Here is a 20,277-nt window from a genome sequence, read left to right as displayed (position 1 = left end):
TTGAAAGCGTTATCATTTAGAAATGCATAATATTATAGCAAGCCACGGCCCCCATCGATCGGGATCACTCTTCCTTGGATCATCTGAGCGCCAGGACTTGCCAAAAACGCGATGACCTGAGTCACGTCCTCGAATTCAAGAGCGCGCCCGCTAGGGTTTGTGGTTTTTTCGTATTCCAAATACTTATCAACTTTTTCCGGGAAAACTCGCCTTAATGCCTCCGTATCTAAAGTTCCCGGGGAAACTACGTTAATCCGGATACCCTTCGGAGCCAGTTCAAGGACAAGATAACGAACGATTGCCTCGGTAAATGCCTTAGTCGAGCCCAAAGCGGCATAATGAGGAACTACATGGTCGGAACCGCGACTGGAAAGTGCGATAATCGAAGAACCAAACGTCAGCAATGGCATCGCCTCGCGAATGGTCTCGATTAGAGAAAGATTGCTAACCGCTATGGCCTGCTGCCACTGTTCCCATGAAAGGGATAACCCATCGCCAGGGAGGATGGCAACAGCACAATGAACAATCAAGTCCAATCTATTAGTCTTACTTTTGATTTGTTCGACCATATCTTTAATCGCTAACGGGTCGCCGACATCGGCCTTGATTATGTGTGCTTCTGCGCCCCTTTCTGTAATTTCTGAGGCTGTTGCTAAAGCTGCCTCATCATCATGGGCGTAATTCACAAAAATTTGATTTCCCTCTTGACTAAATTGCAAGGCAGTTGCTCTTCCAATACCCTTACTGCCCCCTAGAATTAATACATTCATCACAAAGCCCCTTCTAGTAGATTTTGTCTAAATCAACACTCAACGATCAGAGAACCCTATCTATTTTCTTCTCCCCTTTGCCATACACCCCTTCTGATTTATTTTTCTTACATTTTATTTAATAGCAATTTTCGTGCCAAATTGAACAAGACTCTTCAACACAGAAGAATAGGCATCAGGAGTAGGAATTGAAGGTTGAGAATAGATTTTAAATTCCTAATTATCAGAGAATTGATTCTCATATTTCTCATGGATAAAAAAGAAAAAGAGGCTGATTCTGAATGGCAACGGTAAATGATAAAAAACAAAAAAGCCTAAAATCCTTTTTTATTAAGAATTTCAGACTCTTCAAGAGTTTAACTAAGGATCGATGTATACACCGAACTTTTATGACCTAATTCCTTCTTTCATCATTTTCGTTTTGTTCGATAATACTTACCAGTTCTTCGATTATATCGTTTAACTTCATCATTCCTGTATTTTTCCCTAAAATGATTGACGTTTTATCTAGCAAATTTTTTTCTTGAATATTCATGTAAATCCCCCATTTTTTCTTTTAATTTTCTTTTCTTAATGTAGTGTCCGTCTGATTTTTGCCGAAATATCGATGATATAGATTATCTAATTGATTACGATATTCCTGGACAAGGTGATGATGATTCCCAAATTGATCTCTAGCAATATCCATTTTTCCTTTTATGATTTCATATTCTTCTACCATTTTTTTTAACATCATTTAGGAACGCCTCCTATTTATGGCTCCATGTCATAGAGCTACAACGGGATATTTCCATGCTTTTTTTGGGGTCTCGATTCTTTTTTTGTTTTAAGCATTTCTAAAGATCGCTTAAGAACTTTTCGGGTATCTCTGGGATCGATTACATCATCAACCATTCCATGTGAGGCGGCAACATAAGGATTCGCAAACTTGTTTCGATATTCCTCAATTTTTTCTATTCTAGTCGCCGCTGGATCGCTGCTTTGATTAATTTCTTTTGCAAAAATAATCGTTGCTGCTCCTTCAGGGCCCATAACGGCGATTTCTGCATTGGGCCAAGCATAGACAATGTCCGCGCCAATCGCTTTTGAATTCATTGCGACATAAGCCCCGCCAAATGCCTTTCTTAAGATCACCGTAATTTTGGGAACTGTAGCTTCTGAATAAGCGTACAGAATTTTTGCTCCGTGACGAATGATTCCCCCATGTTCCTGGTTTACACCTGGGAAAAACCCTGTAACGTCTTCAAATGTAATGATTGGAATATGAAAAGAATCACAGAATCGAATGAATCTGGCGGTCTTATCAGAAGAGTTAATATCTAACCCGCCAGCCATTACTTTTGGCTGATTGGCGATGATCCCGACACTATTTCCATCAATTCGTCCAAAACCTACTACGATGTTTTTCGCGTAATCCTTTTGAACTTCCAGGAAATCCCCTTGATCCAATACTTGTTCTAATACCTTACGAATGTCATACACCTTCGTGCCATTGAGAGGGACCAGATCAAGTAAATTTTCTCGCCAATCATCCTCTTCGCTGTTTTTCAAGTTTGGAGGATTTTCCATATTATTTTGAGGCAGAAAGGAAATTAATCTTCGTACTTCTTCTAAGACCTCCTGTTCTGAATCGGCGGTAAAGTGTGCACACCCGCTGATAGACGAATGTACCCTGGCACCACCCAGATTTTCTGCAGAAATTTCCTCACCGGTTACCGTTTGAATGACCTTTGGACCTGTAATGAACATTTGACTGGTTTTATCCACCATGAAAACGAAATCAGTGATGGCGGGAGAATAGACCGCTCCACCCGCACAAGGTCCCATAATCACAGAAATTTGCGGGATTACACCTGAATAGATGGCATTCCGATAAAATATTTGACCATAACCATCTAATGAAACAACACCTTCTTGAATCCTGGCACCGCCAGAATCATTTAATCCAATAATGGGTGCTCCATTTTTAACGGCCAAATCCATGATTTTGCATATCTTAGCCGCATGCATCTCACCTAATGCACCGCCAAAAACGGTAAAGTCTTGGGCAAAAACATAGACCAGACGTCCTTGAATCTTACCGTAACCTGTGACAACACCTTCTCCGGGAGCTTCTAATTGATCCATTCCGAAATTGGTGGCACGGTGCTGTATGAATGGATTTAATTCAACAAAGGAATCATCATCCAGCAATAGATCAATCCGTTCCCTTGCCGTAAGTTTCCCGCGATTATGCTGGGTATCAATTCGGTCGTCACCACCACCAAGCTCAATCTTCCTTTTCCGATCCCATAAATCATAAATACTTTCATAAACGGTGCTCATCGGCTATTTCACTTCCTCTTTTGATAAAGTGTCTTACTTGCATTCGACTGAGTGCTCGTTCAGTTTAGGATAAAGATTAGATTCAAAAATGGTTATGAAGTTAGTTTTACCAAAAATAGTGGTTGGCCGTATTCAACCAATTGGCCATTCTCTACCAACACTTCGGCAATCTCTCCGTCCATTTCCGCTTCAATTTCATTGAACAATTTCATGGCCTCAAGGATACAGACGACCGTTGATTTGTCAACTTTATCCCCCACTTTAACAAACGGATCGGCGTCTGTTCCCGGTGCCCTGTAAAACGTACCTACCATCGGGGAAACAATAGTTGAATGATTTTCATTTCCGGTATTTTTAGGTATAGCATGTACCTCTTCGGTACTCTCCTTCGTCGCTGCCACTTGCAAAGTCTCTTTAGAACTCTCTTGTGTCCTGGCTACTGCTGCAGGATCAAGTGTATTTGCAACCGAAGGAATGGCCTGCTTAATAGTCTCGGGAAGTTTCGTTACCTTCCGCTGGATTGAAATTTTTGACTCGCCCTCCTCTATTTCAAGATGCTCTATGGTTGATTCATCAATGAGTTTAATCATTTCTCTTATTTCTTGGATTTTAAACATTTCTCTCTCTCCTATCTTATTAGTAAACTGAAGGATTATAAATCTAACATTATTGGATTTGATTCAAGAAAATTAGTATTAAACTGACCCTTTACAAAGGATTCATGGTTTAGTAATTTTTGATGGAATGGAATGGTCGTTTTAATTCCGGTTATAACAAATTCATCAAGCGCCCTTTTCATCCTCCCAATCGCTTCGTCACGATCTTTTGCCCAAACAATCAATTTTGCTGCCATGGAATCATAAAAAGGTGAAATCTCACATCCGGGATAGATAGCACTATCCACTCTTACACCATAGCCCCCAGGAGGCAAGTACATGTCTACCTTCCCTGGAGAAGGAATAAAATTCTTTGCCGGGTTTTCTGCATTAATTCGGCATTCAATCGCCCAGCCGTTTATTTTTATATCACTTTGTTTAAAGGACAGCGGGTAGCCTGCTGCAACCAAAATTTGTTCCTTAATTAAATCAATTCCCATAATCATTTCAGTAACCGGGTGTTCCACCTGAATACGGGTGTTCATTTCCATAAAAAAGAACTGGCCATGTTTATCTACAAGAAACTCGACTGTACCCGCGCCATGATAATCTACCGCTTTTGCTGCAGCAACGGCTGCCGAACCCATTTGTTCACGAAGCTCTTGTTTTAATGCTGGCGAAGGGGCTTCTTCAACTAGTTTTTGATGGCGCCGTTGGATGGAACAATCTCGTTCACCTAAATACACAACATGACCAAGCTTATCCCCCATAATTTGGATTTCTACATGCCGTGGTTCCTGAATGTATTTCTCTAGGTACACCCCGCCATTTCCGAAAGCGGTTTCAGCTTCCTTCTGAGCTTGGCGTATGGATTTCTTTAACTCTTCCTCATCTCCTGCTATCCTCATTCCTTTTCCGCCGCCGCCGGCTGTTGCCTTCACCATGACGGGAAAACCTATTTCCTTCGCAATGGTAACTGCCTCACCGAGGTTTTCAATTAGACCATCTGTTCCAGGAACGGTAGGTACACCTACTCGTTTCATCGTCTCTTTTGCAACCGATTTATCCCCCATTTTTCGAATGGCATCTGCTTTAGGACCGATAAACGTAATGTTACAATCATCGCAAATTTCAGCAAAACTAGCGTTTTCTGCTAAAAATCCATATCCAGGCTGGATGGCATCTGTATTTGTTAATAAAGCAGTGCTGATGACGTTGGTGATATTCAAATAACTTTCCGAAGATGAAGTCGGTCCGATACAATACGCCTCGTCGGCCATTTTCACATGAAGTGCCTCGCGGTCTGCTTCAGAATAGACAGCAACCGTTGCAATCCCCATTTCTTTGCAAGCCCTAATCACACGGACAGCAATTTCACCTCGATTAGCAATAAGAACCTTTTTAAACATTTACATGTTCCTTTCCGCAGTTATTTTAAAGAGAGGTTATCAAATCACCTCCGTTATTTTTAAATATGCAATTAATGTGCCAACTTTTCTCTTTTCATTTAGCCACTTCTTACAAGGATTTGATTAAGAATTTTTCCTATTCTTAAGAAAGATTTAATAATCTTACTTAGTGAGAGAATATTTAAAAAATTGTATAGAAAAAAGGGACAATTTATTTGCCCCTCCTTTTCTAGATTGAGTTCTAATCTTGTTAGTTTACAAATGAACGGCATGACCAGTTGTACTCAATAGTGCTTCATGGATTGCTTCAGACAAAGTTGGGTGTGCAGCTATAAAATTCTCCATCCTATCAACTGTCGTTTCGGCATGCAGCATGACCGTTCCTTGTCCAATTAATTCCGTAGCTTCTGGACCCACAATAGAGATCCCGATTATTTTGTTAGATTGGGGTTCCACGATCACTTTAACTTTTCCAATTGTTTCATTAACAATCAACGCCTTACCATTAGCTAAGAACGGGAACTCTCCTACTTTAATATCTCCGTAACAAACACGAGCCTGTTTTTCTGTCATTCCAACGCTTGCAATTTGAGGTGCTGTATAGATGCAACGTGGTACAGCATTGTAATGGACTTGCGCAGCTTCTCCGCAAGCATGTAAGGCTGCAACCGTTCCTTCATGGAAAGCAACATGAGCAAGCTGGATTCCGCATATGATGTCTCCACAAGCATAAATATGAGGGATATTGGTTTGCATATGCTCATTTACTTTAATGCCCTGACTTGAGAAATCGATACCCAGCATTTCTAGACCTAATCCTGCAATTCGTGGTCTTCTTCCTACGGATATTAATAGATAATCAGCATTCAGTTCTTGAATACCGTCCTTATTTTCAAATATGGCTTGTTTTTTATCAGGGTTCAACTGTTTTAAAGTAGTGGATGTATGTATGATAACACCCTCATTTTCAAGTGCTTGCTGCAAGACAGAGGCAATGTCCGGATCTTCACCTGGAAGAATTTGATCTGCCATCTCTAACATGGTTACCTTTGTTCCCATCCTGCTATAAATACTGGCGAATTCACAGCCAATCACTCCCCCGCCAACGATGAGCAACGAAGACGGAATACCCGGTAACGACATGGCTTGTCCGCTATCGATAATCCATTCCCCATCAAAAGGTGCAAATGGCAAGCTTGAAGGTTCCGACCCTGTGGAGATGATGATTTGGTCCGCCTCAATCTCTTCCCGTTTTCCTCTATTTTCAACAACGACCCGATGTTCCGTTAAAAAAGTAGCTTTTCCTTTCATCACTTTAATTTTATTCTTTTTCATCAAATAACCGATGCCTTGAACTAGTCTTTTAACAATTTTGTTTTTACGTTCTTGGACTCCTGACCAATCAATCTTGACTTGATCAAAGGGGAGAGTAATCCCAAACTGTTTGGCTTGTTTGACCTTTTCATAGAGTTCGGCACTTTCTAATAATGTTTTTGTTGGCATACAACCTTCATTTAAACAAGTGCCTCCTAAATCCTTTTCCTCAATCAAAATAACTTGTTTACCCTTTTGTGAAGCAGTTATCGCAGCAACATATCCTGCAGGGCCCCCGCCAATAATGGCTATAGTTGTCATATAGTTCATCCCTCTAATAAATTAGTAAAAATCTTTACTTAAAGGCTGTGTTAAACTTGGCTGTTGATTTGCGCTCCAGGCGCTCCGCTTTCCGCGGGCATTCCGTGGAGCCTCCTCGGCGCTTAAGCGCCTGCGGGGTCTCCCCTGCCCCGTCCTCCCGCAGGAGTCTTCGCGACCCGCTCCAATCAACAGTGTTAAAAAATCAACAATGTTCTTTAACACAGCCTACTTAGAAATGCTTGTATAATAGTCCAAGTGTTGAAAAACCCTTGGCCGATTAGGGTTTTCTGTTTCTAAGAGCTATAACTATAAAACCCTTTACCGGTTTTCCGGCCGAACTCCCCATTTAAGAATTTTTCAGTAAGAACTTTTTGGGGTTTTTGGGATTCATCCCCTGTTTCTTCGTAGAGCACCTGGCGAATATAATAATTAACATCAATTCCTGTCAGATCGAGAAGAGCAAACGGGCCAATTGGATGATTTAGAGCTTTTGTACAAGCAAGATCTATTTCTTCTACGGAAGCAATTTCATTTTCCAACAAATAAACGGCTTCATCTATTAACTTTCCTAAGATTCTGTTTGCTACAAAACCCGAAATTTCCTTTTTTAATAGAATTGGAGTCTTATTCATTTGTTTGGCTAGTCCAAAAGCGGCAGCCGCCGTTTCTTCCGAGGTATGCGGCCCCTTTACAACTTCCACTAATTCCATTACGAGAACGGGATTAAAGAAATGAAGATTACATACCTTATCTGGCCGATTTGTCGCATCAGCCAGCTTTGAACTGACTATCGTTGAACTGTTTGTGGCAATGATCGCACGGGCCGGAGCCAGTCTGTCCACTTCGGCAAATAGCTGGCGTTTGACGTCCAATTTTTCAACAATCGCTTCAATAACAAAATCGGTTTGATTTAACGCGGTTTCTAATGAAGTGACAAAATGAAGTTTGCTGAAAGCCTCCTCCACTTGTTGAGAGGTTAATTTTCCTTTTTGGATTCTTTTATTCATATGCCCCTGTAAGGATTCCTTTGCTTGTCGTAAGCTTTCTTCATTAATATCCTGTAAAAAGACCTCAAATCCGGCAAGAGCCGAGACCAGTGCAATTTGCCAGCCCATTACTCCAGACCCTATAACGGTAATTTGTTTAATGGCAGAATTCAAAAAAATCTCTCCTATATTCCGGACGCCGCACCAAGGCAGCAGTCCGGACAGATATTTTCCCTAACTTTTTAAAATTATTGAAGAACTTCATTTTGCTCCTTAGCATCCTTTACAATCTCTTTGGCAAATTTAATCTTTTCTCCCCAATTAATCGAACGTTGAATCACCACTTTTTGCGCCTGCGGTGATCCGGCCCCATGCATACATTCGATAATCGGAGTGGAGCCTGTCATATTCTCAACAAGACGTCCCATTTTAATCCTGTCAATTGGATCAACATTTTCGCCAGTGCTATAGTATTTATAAATATAAGGAGCAATCCTCGGGTTATCCAGTTCTTGTTCTGATGGCAGTGTTGCCACGAAACCTCCTGCTAAATCTTGAGACAGCTTGGTAACCTCTGGATAATACCGTGCTGTGTTAAGTTTTGAGGAATTTGCCAGCACCGGATCAACAAAAGCGGTGCCACATCCATTTTTTGAACAATTGAAGGAGCAAGCAAGGGCTCCGCTATACATGGTTTCAACTAAGTGGGCCATTTCAGCCAATTTCTCTTTCACATGACCAGCTTTGGAAATTCCATGCATATCCGCAAGTGAAGCCGTTGCCCCTATTAAGACATCCAGGTTTCCAGCTTTACAAGCTCCATAGTTTTGTCTATGGTATGATGCAAAGCGATCAACCAGCTTGCCCGTATATTGCGTTTCTTTATACATAAAGACCCGCTCCCAAGGAACAAACACATCCTCAAAAATAATCAATGCCTCTCCGCCGACTACACCATATTTTGCATTTCCCTGATCGATTTTCCCTTCCCATTTACGGCTGTCGTTCACTTGTCTTCCAAAAACGTAGATTACACCTTTTTCGTCGGCAGGTACCGTAAACGAAAGGGCATAATCTGCATCTTTCGGGGACATGGCAGTTCCAGGCATAACTAAAATTTGATGGGAATTTATGGCCCCTGTTTGATGCATTTTGGCTCCACGAACAACAATACCATCTTCCTTTTCTTCTACCACTCTTACATATAAATCAGGGTCATGTTGTTCCGATGGCCTTTTGGACCTGTCTCCCTTTGGATCTGTCATGGCTCCATCGGTCATATAATCATGATTCTGTGTCTCGATTAAAAATCGCTTAAACCTTTCATGATAGTCTGTACCAAGGTCCTGGTCCATTTCCCAAGTCGTGGAATAAAGAGTGATTAAGCCGTCCATACCAACGCATCTTTGAAAACATGTCCCCGTTATTTGTCCCGCTACCCGAAGCATCATCGCTTTTTTAACAAGATCCTCCTGATTTTGCGGAATATGTGTCCAACGATTGATTTTGTTACCTGTTAGATGGGAGGTGGCACTGCCAAGTTCCTCGTATTTCTCCTCTGTGCCCAATTTATACGTCACGGATGCGGCATTGATATGTGGCCTCATTGCGGGATGGTCGACGACATTTTCGACCCTCTCGCCCATAAAATATACTTCCTTCTTCTGGTTACGTAGACTTTCAATATATTGTTCCGGTGTCATCATAAAACTTCTCCTCCTTTTTCCTACCCGTGAACTTTACATTCCAAAAAAGTTCGGTAGGGCATCATTAATGTAAATAAATATGGCTTGTTCTTAGAAACCATGCCTTTTTTTTGCAAAAAAATGGATGTATAACAATCTTCAAACTTTTTTTCTGCCCTTTGTGCCTAAGTTCGAGTTGTCATACATCAGCATGTAACATTCATGAGTGGATTAAAAACGATTAATTTACCATATTAGCAATCTTATCTAATTCTCTGAGTTCTCTCCTTAATACTTTCCCTGCAGCGTTCCTTGGCAGTTCATCAATAAAGACAACACTTGTTGGTTTTTTATAGCTTGCTAGGTTATTTTGGCAATGCTTGATGATTTCTTCTTCTGTTAATGGCTGGTTGTCTTTGACGACAACATAAGCCCTTGGTGTTTCTACCCATTTTTCATGAGGGACACCTACCACTGAAACTTCTTTTACCGAAGGGTGTTTAAGGATGGCTTGTTCGACCTCCGCAGGGTAAATGTTTTCTCCGCCGCTGATAATCATGTCTTTTTTACGATCAACGATAAAGATATATCCTTCCTCATCCTGCAGGACTAAATCTCCTGAATGAAACCAGCCATTCTGCAATGCTTCAGCCGTTGCCTCCGGATTTTTATAATATTCTTTAAAGACAGTTGGTCCCTTATAGACGATTTCCCCAACCTCTCCTTGTTGGACATCCCGATCCTCATCATCGACAATCCGCACTTCGACATTCACACATGGCAAGCCTACAGCTCCTAGTTTTCTTTTGACATCATCCCCTTTTAAGAAGCATGTATTGGAGGACATTTCTGTCTGTCCGAAAGCATTTACGACTTGAACAGAAGGAAAAGCCTTTAAGATTCCTTCTATAACCGGAATCGGCGCAATCGAAGCTCCCCATAATGCTCTTTTCATTTGTTTAAGCTGGTATTGGGATAGATCCTGTTCGGTGATTTGCTGCCATTGTGTTGGAGCAAAAATACAATGGGTGACCAGGTTCTCCGAAATTAATTCCAGTGTCTGTACTGGATCAAATCCTGTACTTGGCGTAAGAACATTGGTCCCGCCCACAAAGATGAAAGGCAAAACACCATTTAGCCCGCCAATATGGAAGAGAGGCAGTCCTGAAAGCCAGACCGAATCGCTTGTCACCTGCATTTCCATACACCAATTCGTCGTATTGGTCCAAAGATTTTTGTGGGTTAATACCGCACCCTTTGGACGTCCTGTCGTACCGGACGTATACATGATGAAAGCATCCGATCCATCACTGACAAAGACATCCGGTTCTTCAATACTCTCACCTGCGATGATTTCTTCATAGTCTTCAAAGGCAGAAGAGGTTGTTTCTTCCATTTGAATCGCATTTCGAACCTGTCCATCCGCGATTAAATGCTCCGCCAATTCTGAGAATTGACTTCCGAAAATGAACACTTCGCTGTCAGAGTTTGAGAGAATATACTGTACTTCTTGTTCCACCAGTCGGAAGTTTACAGGTACAGCTACCGCACCAAGCTTATTACAGGCAAAAAAGGATTCAACCACCCGATGCGAATTGTAAGACATTATGGCAACTTTTGTTCCTTGTTTTACATTTCGTTTAGATAAAGCATTGGCTAATTGGTTTACGCGATTATTTAACATCCGATAGGTTAGTTTCGTATCCTCAAACACCAGTGCTAATTTACCGGGATTTTTTCTGGCATTACGTGCCAGCATTTCTCCGAGATTCAACTCGCGCCAGCTTGCTTCTAAAAAATTACCCATGTCATTACCGCTCCTCACTTATGCAATTAATTAAACGACAGCGATTGGACGAATTGGTGAGCCAGTTCCTCCAACAATATTTAACGGAATCATAATAAAGGTAAACTCATAAACTTTTTCTGCAGCCAACTCTTCCAAATTCACCATTTCCATAATTGGAATACCGGATTCTGCTAGGAGATGTGTGTGCACTGGAAGCTCTGAACTTGGCCATACTTCGTATGCCAGTGTATCAGCACCTGTCATGAGCGCGCCCTTACCTGAAATCCACTTGGCACCATCTAAATCAACTCCTGGGCAGCCGCTATGATGTCCTGTATAGAGATCATTATCATCAAAGTTTTGAATCCAGCCGGTACGGACAAGGACGATGTCATTCTTTTGAACTTCAACGCCTTGTTTTTCTGCTGTTTTTTGCAAGAGTTCAGCATTAATTGGCTCATTTGCATCCATATGGGCAACACCTAAGTAGCCCGCAACATCTAATAAAACACCTCTCGTAATGACAGGAGGAATTTCATTAACGCCCCCGCGGGAAAATCCATTTTGGCCATGCTGTGCCTCTAGGGCATCAATACCGCCGTAAATTTTACCTTCTTTTGCAATATGGCCTAGTGCATCAACATGTGTCCCCACATGGCCTCCCATAACAATAAGATCATTAGAAGGTGAGCAGCATCCATTCTGGTAATCTCCATGCTTTGCCCATTGAGCAAAAAGAAACGGTGGATGAAGCGGTGCGTGTGGCATGAAGTTTTTTAATGGCATTCCTAAATCGAAAATTTTCCCCTCACGGATTTTTCCAAGAGTTTCAACGGTTTTGTTAGTTAATGTAAACATTGTACAACCTCCCAATTTTTTATCATTTATATTATTAGTAAAATCTTAAGCTAGTAAAAAATGGTTTCTTGAAGTTCTAATGGATCAGGCTTTTTTTCTAATAGCTGTTTCAATAAGAGCGCCGCAGCTTGGGCAATAGAACTCGTCTAACATTAAATCTGCTTCTTTTCTTTCCTGAATCTCGGTATGAATGGTATTTAATCTATCGGATAAGTTGAATTCCTTCTTAACAACCATGTCTCTCCAATCGTCATTGCTAGAAGAGATTGGTTCATGACAGCATGCACATGTCAAAGCATGGTCCTGCAAATTCAACCCAAAATGGGTATGCGTTTTTTCGGAATACGATACTGGTTTGCCGATGCGTTCTGATAGTATTTTTGAGCGCAGCGCCTTTGACCCTTCAACATCTGCCTGATCTTTCGAACTAAACAGGACACCATATACGGTTTTGGCTGTTTCTACGGAAATGTAGCCATCTACTACATCCTTGACCACCTTATTTATTTCTCTAAATAATGGGTCACCGTATCCGCCGCCGCCGCCGGTTACCTGACGGAATACATCGTTTTCTGACAGTTTGATGTTGGTTGCATGATTAGGCAGGAGTTCTTCACTGCCAATCTCCTGTAATTCAGGCATACGATTTTTCTCACTAATCAATGACAACGCGCCCGCACCGCGATACACCTTGTACAAATTGGTTGCCCCCGGATAACCGCCCAGCACACCTCGAGTCGGTACCTCGGCCATAGCATTTTCAAGCGTTCCGGATAATTCTTCTGTTCCATATGGAACCCAGGCGATGTCTATTCCTTGCCCGCCTCGGTTAAAGCCGTGGCCGCCTGATCCATAATTTAGGTTTCGCCACAGGTATAACATTGGATATAAACCTTCATTTATTTCAACATCCGGGATAGAGTTTCCTAACATGACTTCATGACAGGAGATATCTAATCCGTCACCGATAGATTGTCCTCCCAAACCGCCGCTTCCGCAATCTAAAACCGCAAAGGCGGTATAGTTTCCGGCCTTATCAAGACCTACCCAGCTATTACCAGGCCAAGAGTAGTGACTTAATGCGGCAGTTCTTTCTCTAATGGATTGGTACTCACTTCTCTGCAGCGCTTGAACCATCCCTTCCCATAGCGCACGGCCTGCTGCCAGTCCGCCTTCCATATGACCGCACGATACAGGTGCCGGAATGGTCGGGTTAACCACTGTTCCCGGCTGCCCCAGTTCAATGTCAATTGGACGCAGGATTCCGGCATTGATTGGAATGTCATAGGCTAAACCTATCATCATCAGACCGTGTACAATACCGAGCATAACTCCCTTACCGGCATTGATAAACGCATCTAACTGCGGATCAGTATCACTAAAATCAAAATGTAAGGAAGTGTCATTGACCGTTAGCGTACAGCCTACTCGTACCAATTTGTTGTCTCCATGACCATCGTATTCAACCCAATCTTCGGTTTTAAAGACACCATTTGGTATTTTTGAAATCTTATCACGCATCGTCTTTTCAGAAAGTGCTTTGTTGATGTCGCAATATTTTCGATATTCTTCCATTCCGATTTGGTCAATTAGCTCAGATACCCGGCGCTGACTGACATTATTGGCTGCGATTAAACTTTTAATATCATTCACAACCGGTTCTGGTAAACGAACATTGCTTCTGATTAAGTTAAATAACTCATAATTATATTTGCCTTCATTAACAATCCTTGTAGGAATAAACCTTAATGCTTCTGAATAAAGGTCGCGTGCCACCGGTGCCCAGCCGCCTGGAGACATCCCTCCGATATCGGCAATATGGGCGTTGGAGAAAGCCCACCCAATAAATTCGTCGTTGTAGAATAGCGGGCTAATGATGGCCACATCCCCTTGATGAAGGGCGCCAGCGGTATGTGGATCATTTACGATAAAATGATCTCCTGGTCTAATAGAATCCAAATCATAGTAGTTGGTAATGCTTTTTACACCTTCTACCGAAGAGCCAATATGTGTGATGACATAACCCGAGAATGCAATATGCTCATTTTTATCATCAAAGATAGCAGTGCAAAAATCCTGTGCTTCCGTTAAAATCGGTGAACCAGATGTTCTTTTTAGCGTTGTTGCCATTTCGCCGACAATATTCACCAAACGCATTTGAACAACCTCAGCGGTTACCGGATCATAGTCCAAATGATTCAAATTGGCCGAAGTAATCTCATCCTTCGTTTTTAGCATGATTGAATTCTCCTCCCAGTAAAGAATTAATTATCTAACTTCCATCACATAATTCAGGTATTCATCTTTGGTGATGCTTGCATATTCAGGAACATAAATCGTTGTATCGCCTGCTTCCACAATAGCTGGTCCATTGATCAAATCTCCAACAGAGATTTCCTGTGAGACATAAGTAGGTATTTGTCTCGCTTCATTTAGGTCAGGCAGGAATACTTCATTTAATTTATGTGGTGTTACCTGGCCTTTTCCTTCAGACGGATTGCTCTTTATTTTTGGCTTAACCGTTTTGCCAACACCGGTCACGCGGCAATTTAACATGATAACATCGGAGCCTTCCCATGCTGTTCCTTCACCGTATAATCTTTCATATGTTTCAATAAAAGTCGTAATAATCTCTTGCTTATTTTCTGCTGTAATATTTCCTTCAGGAAGAGGAATCGTAATTTCAAATGCCTGGCCGGAAAATTTAAAATCTCCCTCTCTGATGATTTCAATATTCTCATCAGCAAAACCATTGGAATATAAGGCATCCTTTGCTTGTTCGGACAAGCGGTTTAATAGGGTATTGATGCCTTCCGGTTCCCCTTTATTGACGTTCCAGTTCACCGTTTGAGCAAAACTTCTAATGTTATCAGACCATAATAGACCATAGGCTGAGAACACAGAGGAGTTGGCAGGGATAACAACCTTACTAATACCTAGGTTTTTACAAATTGGTGCAATAAAGAGCGGGCTGGCACCGCCATAAGCGATAACGGCAAATTCACGCGGATCATATCCTTTTTCAATCGAAACAGAGCGCGCTGCATTACTCATGGAGTTAACGACAATTCGATACAATCCTGAAGCAGCCTGGTTTACATCCCACCCTAGCGGATCGGCAATCTTTTTCTTTATCACCTGAACAGATGCTTCTTTGCTTAATTCCATTTCACCGCCAAGAAATAAATCCGGGTTGATCATACCGAGCGCAACTACCACATCTGTTATCGCAGGATTTTCTCCCCCCTGCCCGTAACATGCTGGTCCTGGAAATGATCCCGCACTTTCAGGGCCAACCCTCGGAGCATTACGATCATCAAGCCAGCAAATACTGCCGCCGCCGGCACCTATAGCTGTAATATCAACCATACTTAAACCTGTCATAAATCGGTTGAGTTCTGCACGGTGTCCCAATCCGAGCTGATTATCTTTAATTAACGCTGTATCAAAGCTTGTACCACCCATATCGGCTGTAATAATATCCTTCAGCCCGAGCAGTTTTCCCAGGTTATTTGCCCCTAAGACACCGCCAACCGGCCCTGAGTTGATAAGATTAATCGCCTGGTATTTCGCTTCATCCGCCGATAAAACGCCGCCGATTGACTGCATCAAGCCGACTGGAACATTCAATCCCCGTTCTCTTAGTTCCCCCTCTAATACATTTACATATTTTTCGACCGCCTGACCGCTGAATGAATTTAAAACGGTTGTCACCATTCTTTCGTATTCCCGTTCAACAGGATAAATTTCACTGGAGATCGTAATAAATTTATCGGGGTACATTTCTTGAACGATCGCTTTAATTTGCTGCTCATGTGCCGGGTTCTTAAATGACCAAAGTAAACAGACAGCAAATGATTCTACCTTCTCTATTTCTACTAAATATCTAACTCTTTCTTTCACCTGTTCTAGATCTAACTCTATCAACACGTTACCAGTAGAATCGACACGTTCATCTACTTCAACAATGGCACTTCTATTAACAATTTCCGGAAGGTTTGTTTGGGTATGCATATTGTAATCATTCGTCCGTGCTGAACGCGCAATCCTCATTGTGTCCTTAAAACCTTTTGTAACGATTAGCCCGACGACATCCCCTTTTAATTCAGCAATGGCATTGGTGACAATAGTGGTGCCGTTTATAAACAGCTCCGTTTTACTTAAAATATTTTCAACGTTCGTGTTTATTTTTTTCGAAGCTTTTTTTAATGCATTGATAATTCCATCCGTATATCTGCCATGTGTCGTCAGTGCCTTTGCTCTGCTTACATTCCCTTCATGATCAGATAGGACTAAATCTGTAAATGTTCCGCCAATATCAATTCCTATATGATACTTGGTTTCTTTTTCCACTAAGGTTTCCATGGTATTCCTCCTTGGTCCATATGTAAGGTGTACAACTCTATGGCAGAAGATAAACAGAAACTATGTTTCTGCTTATCTATCCCATTTTTGCCTACATTGCATTTCCAACATTCTTGTCCTGTTCACTAGTTTGCTGTTTGCCAAGCACGACTTCTTTTGATAGGTAAATCAATACGATGGTTGCAAGGAACACAATACCGCCAATTAACCATACTTTACTAAACGCTTCGGCTCCTGTTGCTGTGCTATCTACCCAGCCGCCACTAAGACTTACAAGTTCGTAACCAAAGGCAACTTGTAAAGCGGATCCCAGTCCGTTTAAAGTACCAATAACTTCCGGACGTGCAATCCCTGACCAATAAACGTTTATGGTGCCCCAGAAGTACACATTACTAACAGCGGCAATGCCATAGACTAATAATGAGTAAACGATATAGTTCGGTACAAAAAAGCTGGCAAGAATAAAAGAGATGCCGCCAATGGCCGGTCCGATTGCCAACGCAGCCCTTGTATTTCCTTTGCAAAGCTTATTTACTACCCAGCCATTTGTAAAACCAAGAAGCATAGGTATTGCATACATCAATGAAATAATTACACCTGCAGTAGAAGGAGAAACCTTAAATCCATTCATTAGGCCTGTAGAGCCCCATGTTGTTGCAAGCCAGTTAGGTGTGGTTGCCAACCCGGCAGCAATGGCCATCGTATAAACGCTTGGATTTTTTAAAGCCGCTTTTAAGTGACTCCATTCAAATTTGTCATCTTGTGATTCTGATGTAGGAGTACCAGCCTTTATGAACATCAGTTCTTGCTTAGAAATTTTTTGATCATGTTCTGGACGATCCTTAACAGCGATAGCAAAAAATAGAAGAATAGGAAGGCCTAGAAACGTAACGGTTAAGAAAGAGGCTTTCCAGGTAAAAATACCTGCGATTGTAAGACCGATTGGTCCGGCTAATGCGAATGCTGCCATTGTTGAACTAAACCACAGTGCAGTGTATCTAACTCTTTCATTCGCTGGAAACCACATGGCTAATATTCGGTTACAAGGTGCCCATAAGAGTCCGAAAAACATGCCAAAAATTAAATTTCTCCACCAAATTTGCGAATAATCATTAACAAAGATCGTAGAGGCACTGATGATGGTGCAGCCTAGTAAACAAGTAACTAATAACCGCTTGGCACCGATTCGGTCTGCTAAAATTCCTGCGATGAATAAAAATGGAAAATAGCCAAGTAAATAGGCAGAAGAGACCGATGCAATTTGGGGTGTTGATAATTCAAAGGCCTTGCCCCAGTATGGAGTTAATGTTCCGAAAATTGCGTCATCAAGCCAGACAATAAAGTTTGTCAGAATGATTGCGAGGAAAACGGTATGTCTTTTCCCCCAGCCTTTCAATGGAAGTCCACTTTCTACAATTGCCGCCATTTTATCCCTCTTTTCATCAAATTGTTTATCGCCTATCAAAAGTTCCTAATCCCCTTTGAAAATCACCTCCTTTTTAAAGTAATCGCTTACATCTTAGACAAGAATTACAGCTGGAGTTATGATCTTGCTAAAATGTGTTCTACTAATCTCTTCGCTAAAATAATATGCAATATTCATGCCAACTTATTAGTTCTTAATTTTCAGTATTTTATTGAATAATTCGAATAATTTTTCTATTATTCTTGGGAATTTTACTAGGAAATTCTTATAATTGCTGTTTTAATGTAGTTTTTTAGAAAAAAATATCGAAAAAAAAGAAAGTCCTTTATGAGTTGGGAATTTTTCCGCTCATAGGACTTTCTTTAAACTGTAGAATTTTATTGTTTTTTTATGTAATCTTTTATATTGATTTGATAGTCACTTGCCCATCGATAAAATGTACTTGAAGACACGCCTAGTTTATTAGCAGCTTCTACCACACTTTTGCTATTATTCAGCGCGATGACCATCGTTTCTCTTCTTGCATCATTGGTGACAGACTGATAAAGAGTTTCTCCCCAATTTTTATCCTCAAATTGCCGGGCTATATAATCAGGCAAATATTCTTCCGTAACGATGGAATCATCACAAAAAATGTCGATTTGTTCCATTACATTTTTCATTTCTCTTAGATTGCCAGGCCACTCATATTCATAAAAATACTTTAATATCCCGGGACTTAAAGTCTTTGTAGGCAGAAAGTAATTAGCCAATAATTCAATATCCTGTTTGCGTTTTTGTAAGGATGGGATATTGATTGAAATGACGTTTAAGCGATAATACAAATCCAAACGAAATTTATTTTCTTTTACTAATTTAAATAAATCTTTATTAGTAGCCGCAAGGATGCGAATGTCTATTGGTTTTGAAAAACTAGAACCAACAGGTGTTACCTCTTTTTCCTCTAAAACCCGAAGTAAATGTGCTTGCAATTCTAAAGGCATATCCCCAATTTCATCAAGAAAGATCGTGCCTCCATTTGCTTCTTCAAACTTTCCTTTTTTACCGCCCTTCACGGCATTTGTAAAAGCACCCTCCGCATAGCCGAACAGCTCACTGGCAATGAGATCCTTAGGAAAGGCCGCCGTATTAATGGCAATAAACGGGCCGGATTGCCTGGTACTTTCATTATGAATTGATTGAGCAAAAAGTTCTTTTCCTGTTCCACTTTCACCAATAATGAGGACACTTTTATCCGTACCCGCTGCTTTTGCCGCTAATTTTATGGCCCTCTTAAACTCAGAATCTTCACCAATTAATGATGAAAAGGTATATTTTGCGGTTAACTTTGTGATTTCCTTGTTATGTTTTTTCTTTTTTAAGATGAGAATGTTGCCTAAATGCTCACCTTCGACCATAATTCTTCGCGAGGTAAATAATATTTTATACTTCTCCTCGTTAACCAGATTAATCTCATTCTGCAGGATGACTTCATTCCCATTCACGGCTTCCTCAAAAAAACGGGAAAGGGGCCTTAAATGCTCGATATCACTGAATTTCCATTTGATGTTCTCCATTACCGGGATTTTTAACAAGTGGGCGGCAATCTTATTGATCCGGACAATTTCACCAGAACGGTTAACAATCATAATTCCATCAGAAATGGTATCAATGGCTGCGCTAAAGAAATTACTAAGCATATAGGTTTCTTTTTTGATCCCTTTTCGCTCAATTAACTTCGCGATGGTATCAGCCGCTGTTTTTACAAGACCAAGAGAATGAGGATGGGCGGACCTTACGTATCCTATTAAAGTAATGACTCCGATCATTTCGTCCGTATACGGGTCTTTTATCGGAGCGCTAGAACAATGGGAAGTATGCCAAATGGTACTATAATGTTCTGCACCAACTACTTGAACCGCTTTTCCATGTTCCATTGCCAGCCCGATGGAATTCGTTCCAGCCCATTTTTCACTCATATTTGCCCCGATTGTAAAGTTCACAGAAGCTGCATTGATGGCAATTTCACTGTCGCCGCATAGGTCTAATACGACCCCGTCTTTATCTGAAAAGGCAATGAGGCTGTCTGTTCCTTTTACAATATCAAACAAATCATCCATAAAGGGACGGATCAAGGCTAAAATTTCTTTGTTTTCTTCTTGTTTTTTTATCATAACCTTTGGAGAACAGATCGGAGCTTGAATGACACTCGATACCAAACCATAGTTTTGGGAACGTTTCCAAGAAGTCACAATAAGAGGACGAATTCCGTCAAGAACGATTCCCTTCTTAAAGAAATCCGCCCAAGCTTTTTGTAATAATCTTTCTCTATCAGTTATCTCCGTCGAACGATAGTGCGTTTTATATTCGTAAATATTAGTCACGTTCATCACTCTCCAAAAAGCAGGTTCTAAACACTGAGATATAACAATTATTAGCTTTCTAACAACAGTT

15 protein-coding genes are annotated in these 20,277 nt (G+C 41.1%); all 15 read right to left on the bottom strand.

Going from position 1 to position 20,277, the window contains the following annotated elements; all coding sequences use genetic code 11:
- Window positions 1-32: 32 nt before the first annotated feature.
- A complete protein-coding gene (locus LC455_RS21510; protein WP_223593823.1) occupies window positions 33-770 on the bottom strand; it encodes an SDR family oxidoreductase in 738 nt (245 codons plus the stop codon).
- A gap of 394 nt (window positions 771-1,164) precedes the next feature.
- Window positions 1,165-1,305: a hypothetical protein gene (locus LC455_RS21505; protein WP_223593815.1), complete on the bottom strand. Its 141-nt coding sequence runs from the start codon at window positions 1,303-1,305 to the stop codon at window positions 1,165-1,167.
- 21 nt (window positions 1,306-1,326) lie between these two features.
- Window positions 1,327-1,506, bottom strand: coding sequence for a hypothetical protein (locus tag LC455_RS21500; RefSeq protein WP_223593813.1), 180 nt, complete (start codon window positions 1,504-1,506; stop codon window positions 1,327-1,329).
- Between the two features lie 38 nt (window positions 1,507-1,544).
- On the bottom strand, window positions 1,545-3,095 hold the full coding sequence (locus tag LC455_RS21495) for an acyl-CoA carboxylase subunit beta (protein WP_223593811.1): 1,551 nt from the start codon (window positions 3,093-3,095) through the stop codon (window positions 1,545-1,547).
- A 92-nt stretch (window positions 3,096-3,187) separates the two neighbouring features.
- Complete coding sequence (gene accB, locus LC455_RS21490) at window positions 3,188-3,712, bottom strand: acetyl-CoA carboxylase biotin carboxyl carrier protein (protein ID WP_223593809.1); 525 nt, start codon at window positions 3,710-3,712, stop codon at window positions 3,188-3,190.
- 35 nt (window positions 3,713-3,747) lie between these two features.
- A complete protein-coding gene (gene accC, locus LC455_RS21485; protein ID WP_223593807.1) occupies window positions 3,748-5,100 on the bottom strand; it encodes an acetyl-CoA carboxylase biotin carboxylase subunit in 1,353 nt (450 codons plus the stop codon).
- A 255-nt stretch (window positions 5,101-5,355) separates the two neighbouring features.
- Window positions 5,356-6,735, bottom strand: a complete 1,380-nt coding sequence (gene lpdA / locus LC455_RS21480) for a dihydrolipoyl dehydrogenase (protein ID WP_223593805.1) — start codon at window positions 6,733-6,735, stop codon at window positions 5,356-5,358.
- Window positions 6,736-7,028: 293 nt separating this feature from the next.
- Entirely contained in the window at window positions 7,029-7,895 is an 867-nt protein-coding gene (locus LC455_RS21475) for a 3-hydroxyacyl-CoA dehydrogenase family protein (protein ID WP_223593803.1), read from the bottom strand.
- Between the two features lie 74 nt (window positions 7,896-7,969).
- Entirely contained in the window at window positions 7,970-9,427 is a 1,458-nt protein-coding gene (locus LC455_RS21470) for a 4-hydroxyphenylacetate 3-hydroxylase family protein (protein ID WP_223593802.1), read from the bottom strand.
- A 220-nt stretch (window positions 9,428-9,647) separates the two neighbouring features.
- Window positions 9,648-11,213, bottom strand: a complete 1,566-nt coding sequence (locus LC455_RS21465) for an acyl-CoA synthetase (protein WP_223593801.1) — start codon at window positions 11,211-11,213, stop codon at window positions 9,648-9,650.
- Window positions 11,214-11,243: 30 nt separating this feature from the next.
- Window positions 11,244-12,053, bottom strand: a complete 810-nt coding sequence (locus LC455_RS21460; protein ID WP_223593800.1) for a cyclase family protein — start codon at window positions 12,051-12,053, stop codon at window positions 11,244-11,246.
- Window positions 12,054-12,137: 84 nt separating this feature from the next.
- Window positions 12,138-14,291 (bottom strand): hydantoinase B/oxoprolinase family protein, encoded by a 2,154-nt coding sequence (locus LC455_RS21455; protein WP_223593799.1) that lies wholly within the window; start codon window positions 14,289-14,291, stop codon window positions 12,138-12,140.
- A 30-nt stretch (window positions 14,292-14,321) separates the two neighbouring features.
- A complete protein-coding gene (locus LC455_RS21450; protein WP_223593798.1) occupies window positions 14,322-16,418 on the bottom strand; it encodes a hydantoinase/oxoprolinase family protein in 2,097 nt (698 codons plus the stop codon).
- 91 nt (window positions 16,419-16,509) lie between these two features.
- A complete protein-coding gene (locus LC455_RS21445; protein WP_223593797.1) occupies window positions 16,510-17,883 on the bottom strand; it encodes an MFS transporter in 1,374 nt (457 codons plus the stop codon).
- Window positions 17,884-18,221: 338 nt separating this feature from the next.
- Window positions 18,222-20,207: a sigma-54-dependent Fis family transcriptional regulator gene (locus LC455_RS31765; RefSeq protein ID WP_223593796.1), complete on the bottom strand. Its 1,986-nt coding sequence runs from the start codon at window positions 20,205-20,207 to the stop codon at window positions 18,222-18,224.
- Window positions 20,208-20,277: the final 70 nt, after the last annotated feature.

Source organism: Neobacillus bataviensis (assembly GCF_019969725.1).
This window is presented reverse-complemented; position numbering and strand designations above follow the sequence as displayed.

Coding starts and splice junctions, on each gene's coding strand:
- lpdA (WP_223593805.1), bottom strand. CDS start 6,735: ATGACAACTATAGCCATTATTGGCGGGGGCCCTGCAGGATATGTTGCT.
- LC455_RS21505 (WP_223593815.1), bottom strand. CDS start 1,305: ATGAATATTCAAGAAAAAAATTTGCTAGATAAAACGTCAATCATTTTA.
- accC (WP_223593807.1), bottom strand. CDS start 5,100: ATGTTTAAAAAGGTTCTTATTGCTAATCGAGGTGAAATTGCTGTCCGT.
- LC455_RS21450 (WP_223593798.1), bottom strand. CDS start 16,418: ATGGAAACCTTAGTGGAAAAAGAAACCAAGTATCATATAGGAATTGAT.
- accB (WP_223593809.1), bottom strand. CDS start 3,712: ATGTTTAAAATCCAAGAAATAAGAGAAATGATTAAACTCATTGATGAA.
- LC455_RS21470 (WP_223593802.1), bottom strand. CDS start 9,427: ATGATGACACCGGAACAATATATTGAAAGTCTACGTAACCAGAAGAAG.
- LC455_RS21465 (WP_223593801.1), bottom strand. CDS start 11,213: ATGGGTAATTTTTTAGAAGCAAGCTGGCGCGAGTTGAATCTCGGAGAA.
- LC455_RS21495 (WP_223593811.1), bottom strand. CDS start 3,095: ATGAGCACCGTTTATGAAAGTATTTATGATTTATGGGATCGGAAAAGG.
- LC455_RS21510 (WP_223593823.1), bottom strand. CDS start 770: ATGAATGTATTAATTCTAGGGGGCAGTAAGGGTATTGGAAGAGCAACT.
- LC455_RS21455 (WP_223593799.1), bottom strand. CDS start 14,291: ATGCTAAAAACGAAGGATGAGATTACTTCGGCCAATTTGAATCATTTG.
- LC455_RS21500 (WP_223593813.1), bottom strand. CDS start 1,506: ATGATGTTAAAAAAAATGGTAGAAGAATATGAAATCATAAAAGGAAAA.
- LC455_RS21460 (WP_223593800.1), bottom strand. CDS start 12,053: ATGTTTACATTAACTAACAAAACCGTTGAAACTCTTGGAAAAATCCGT.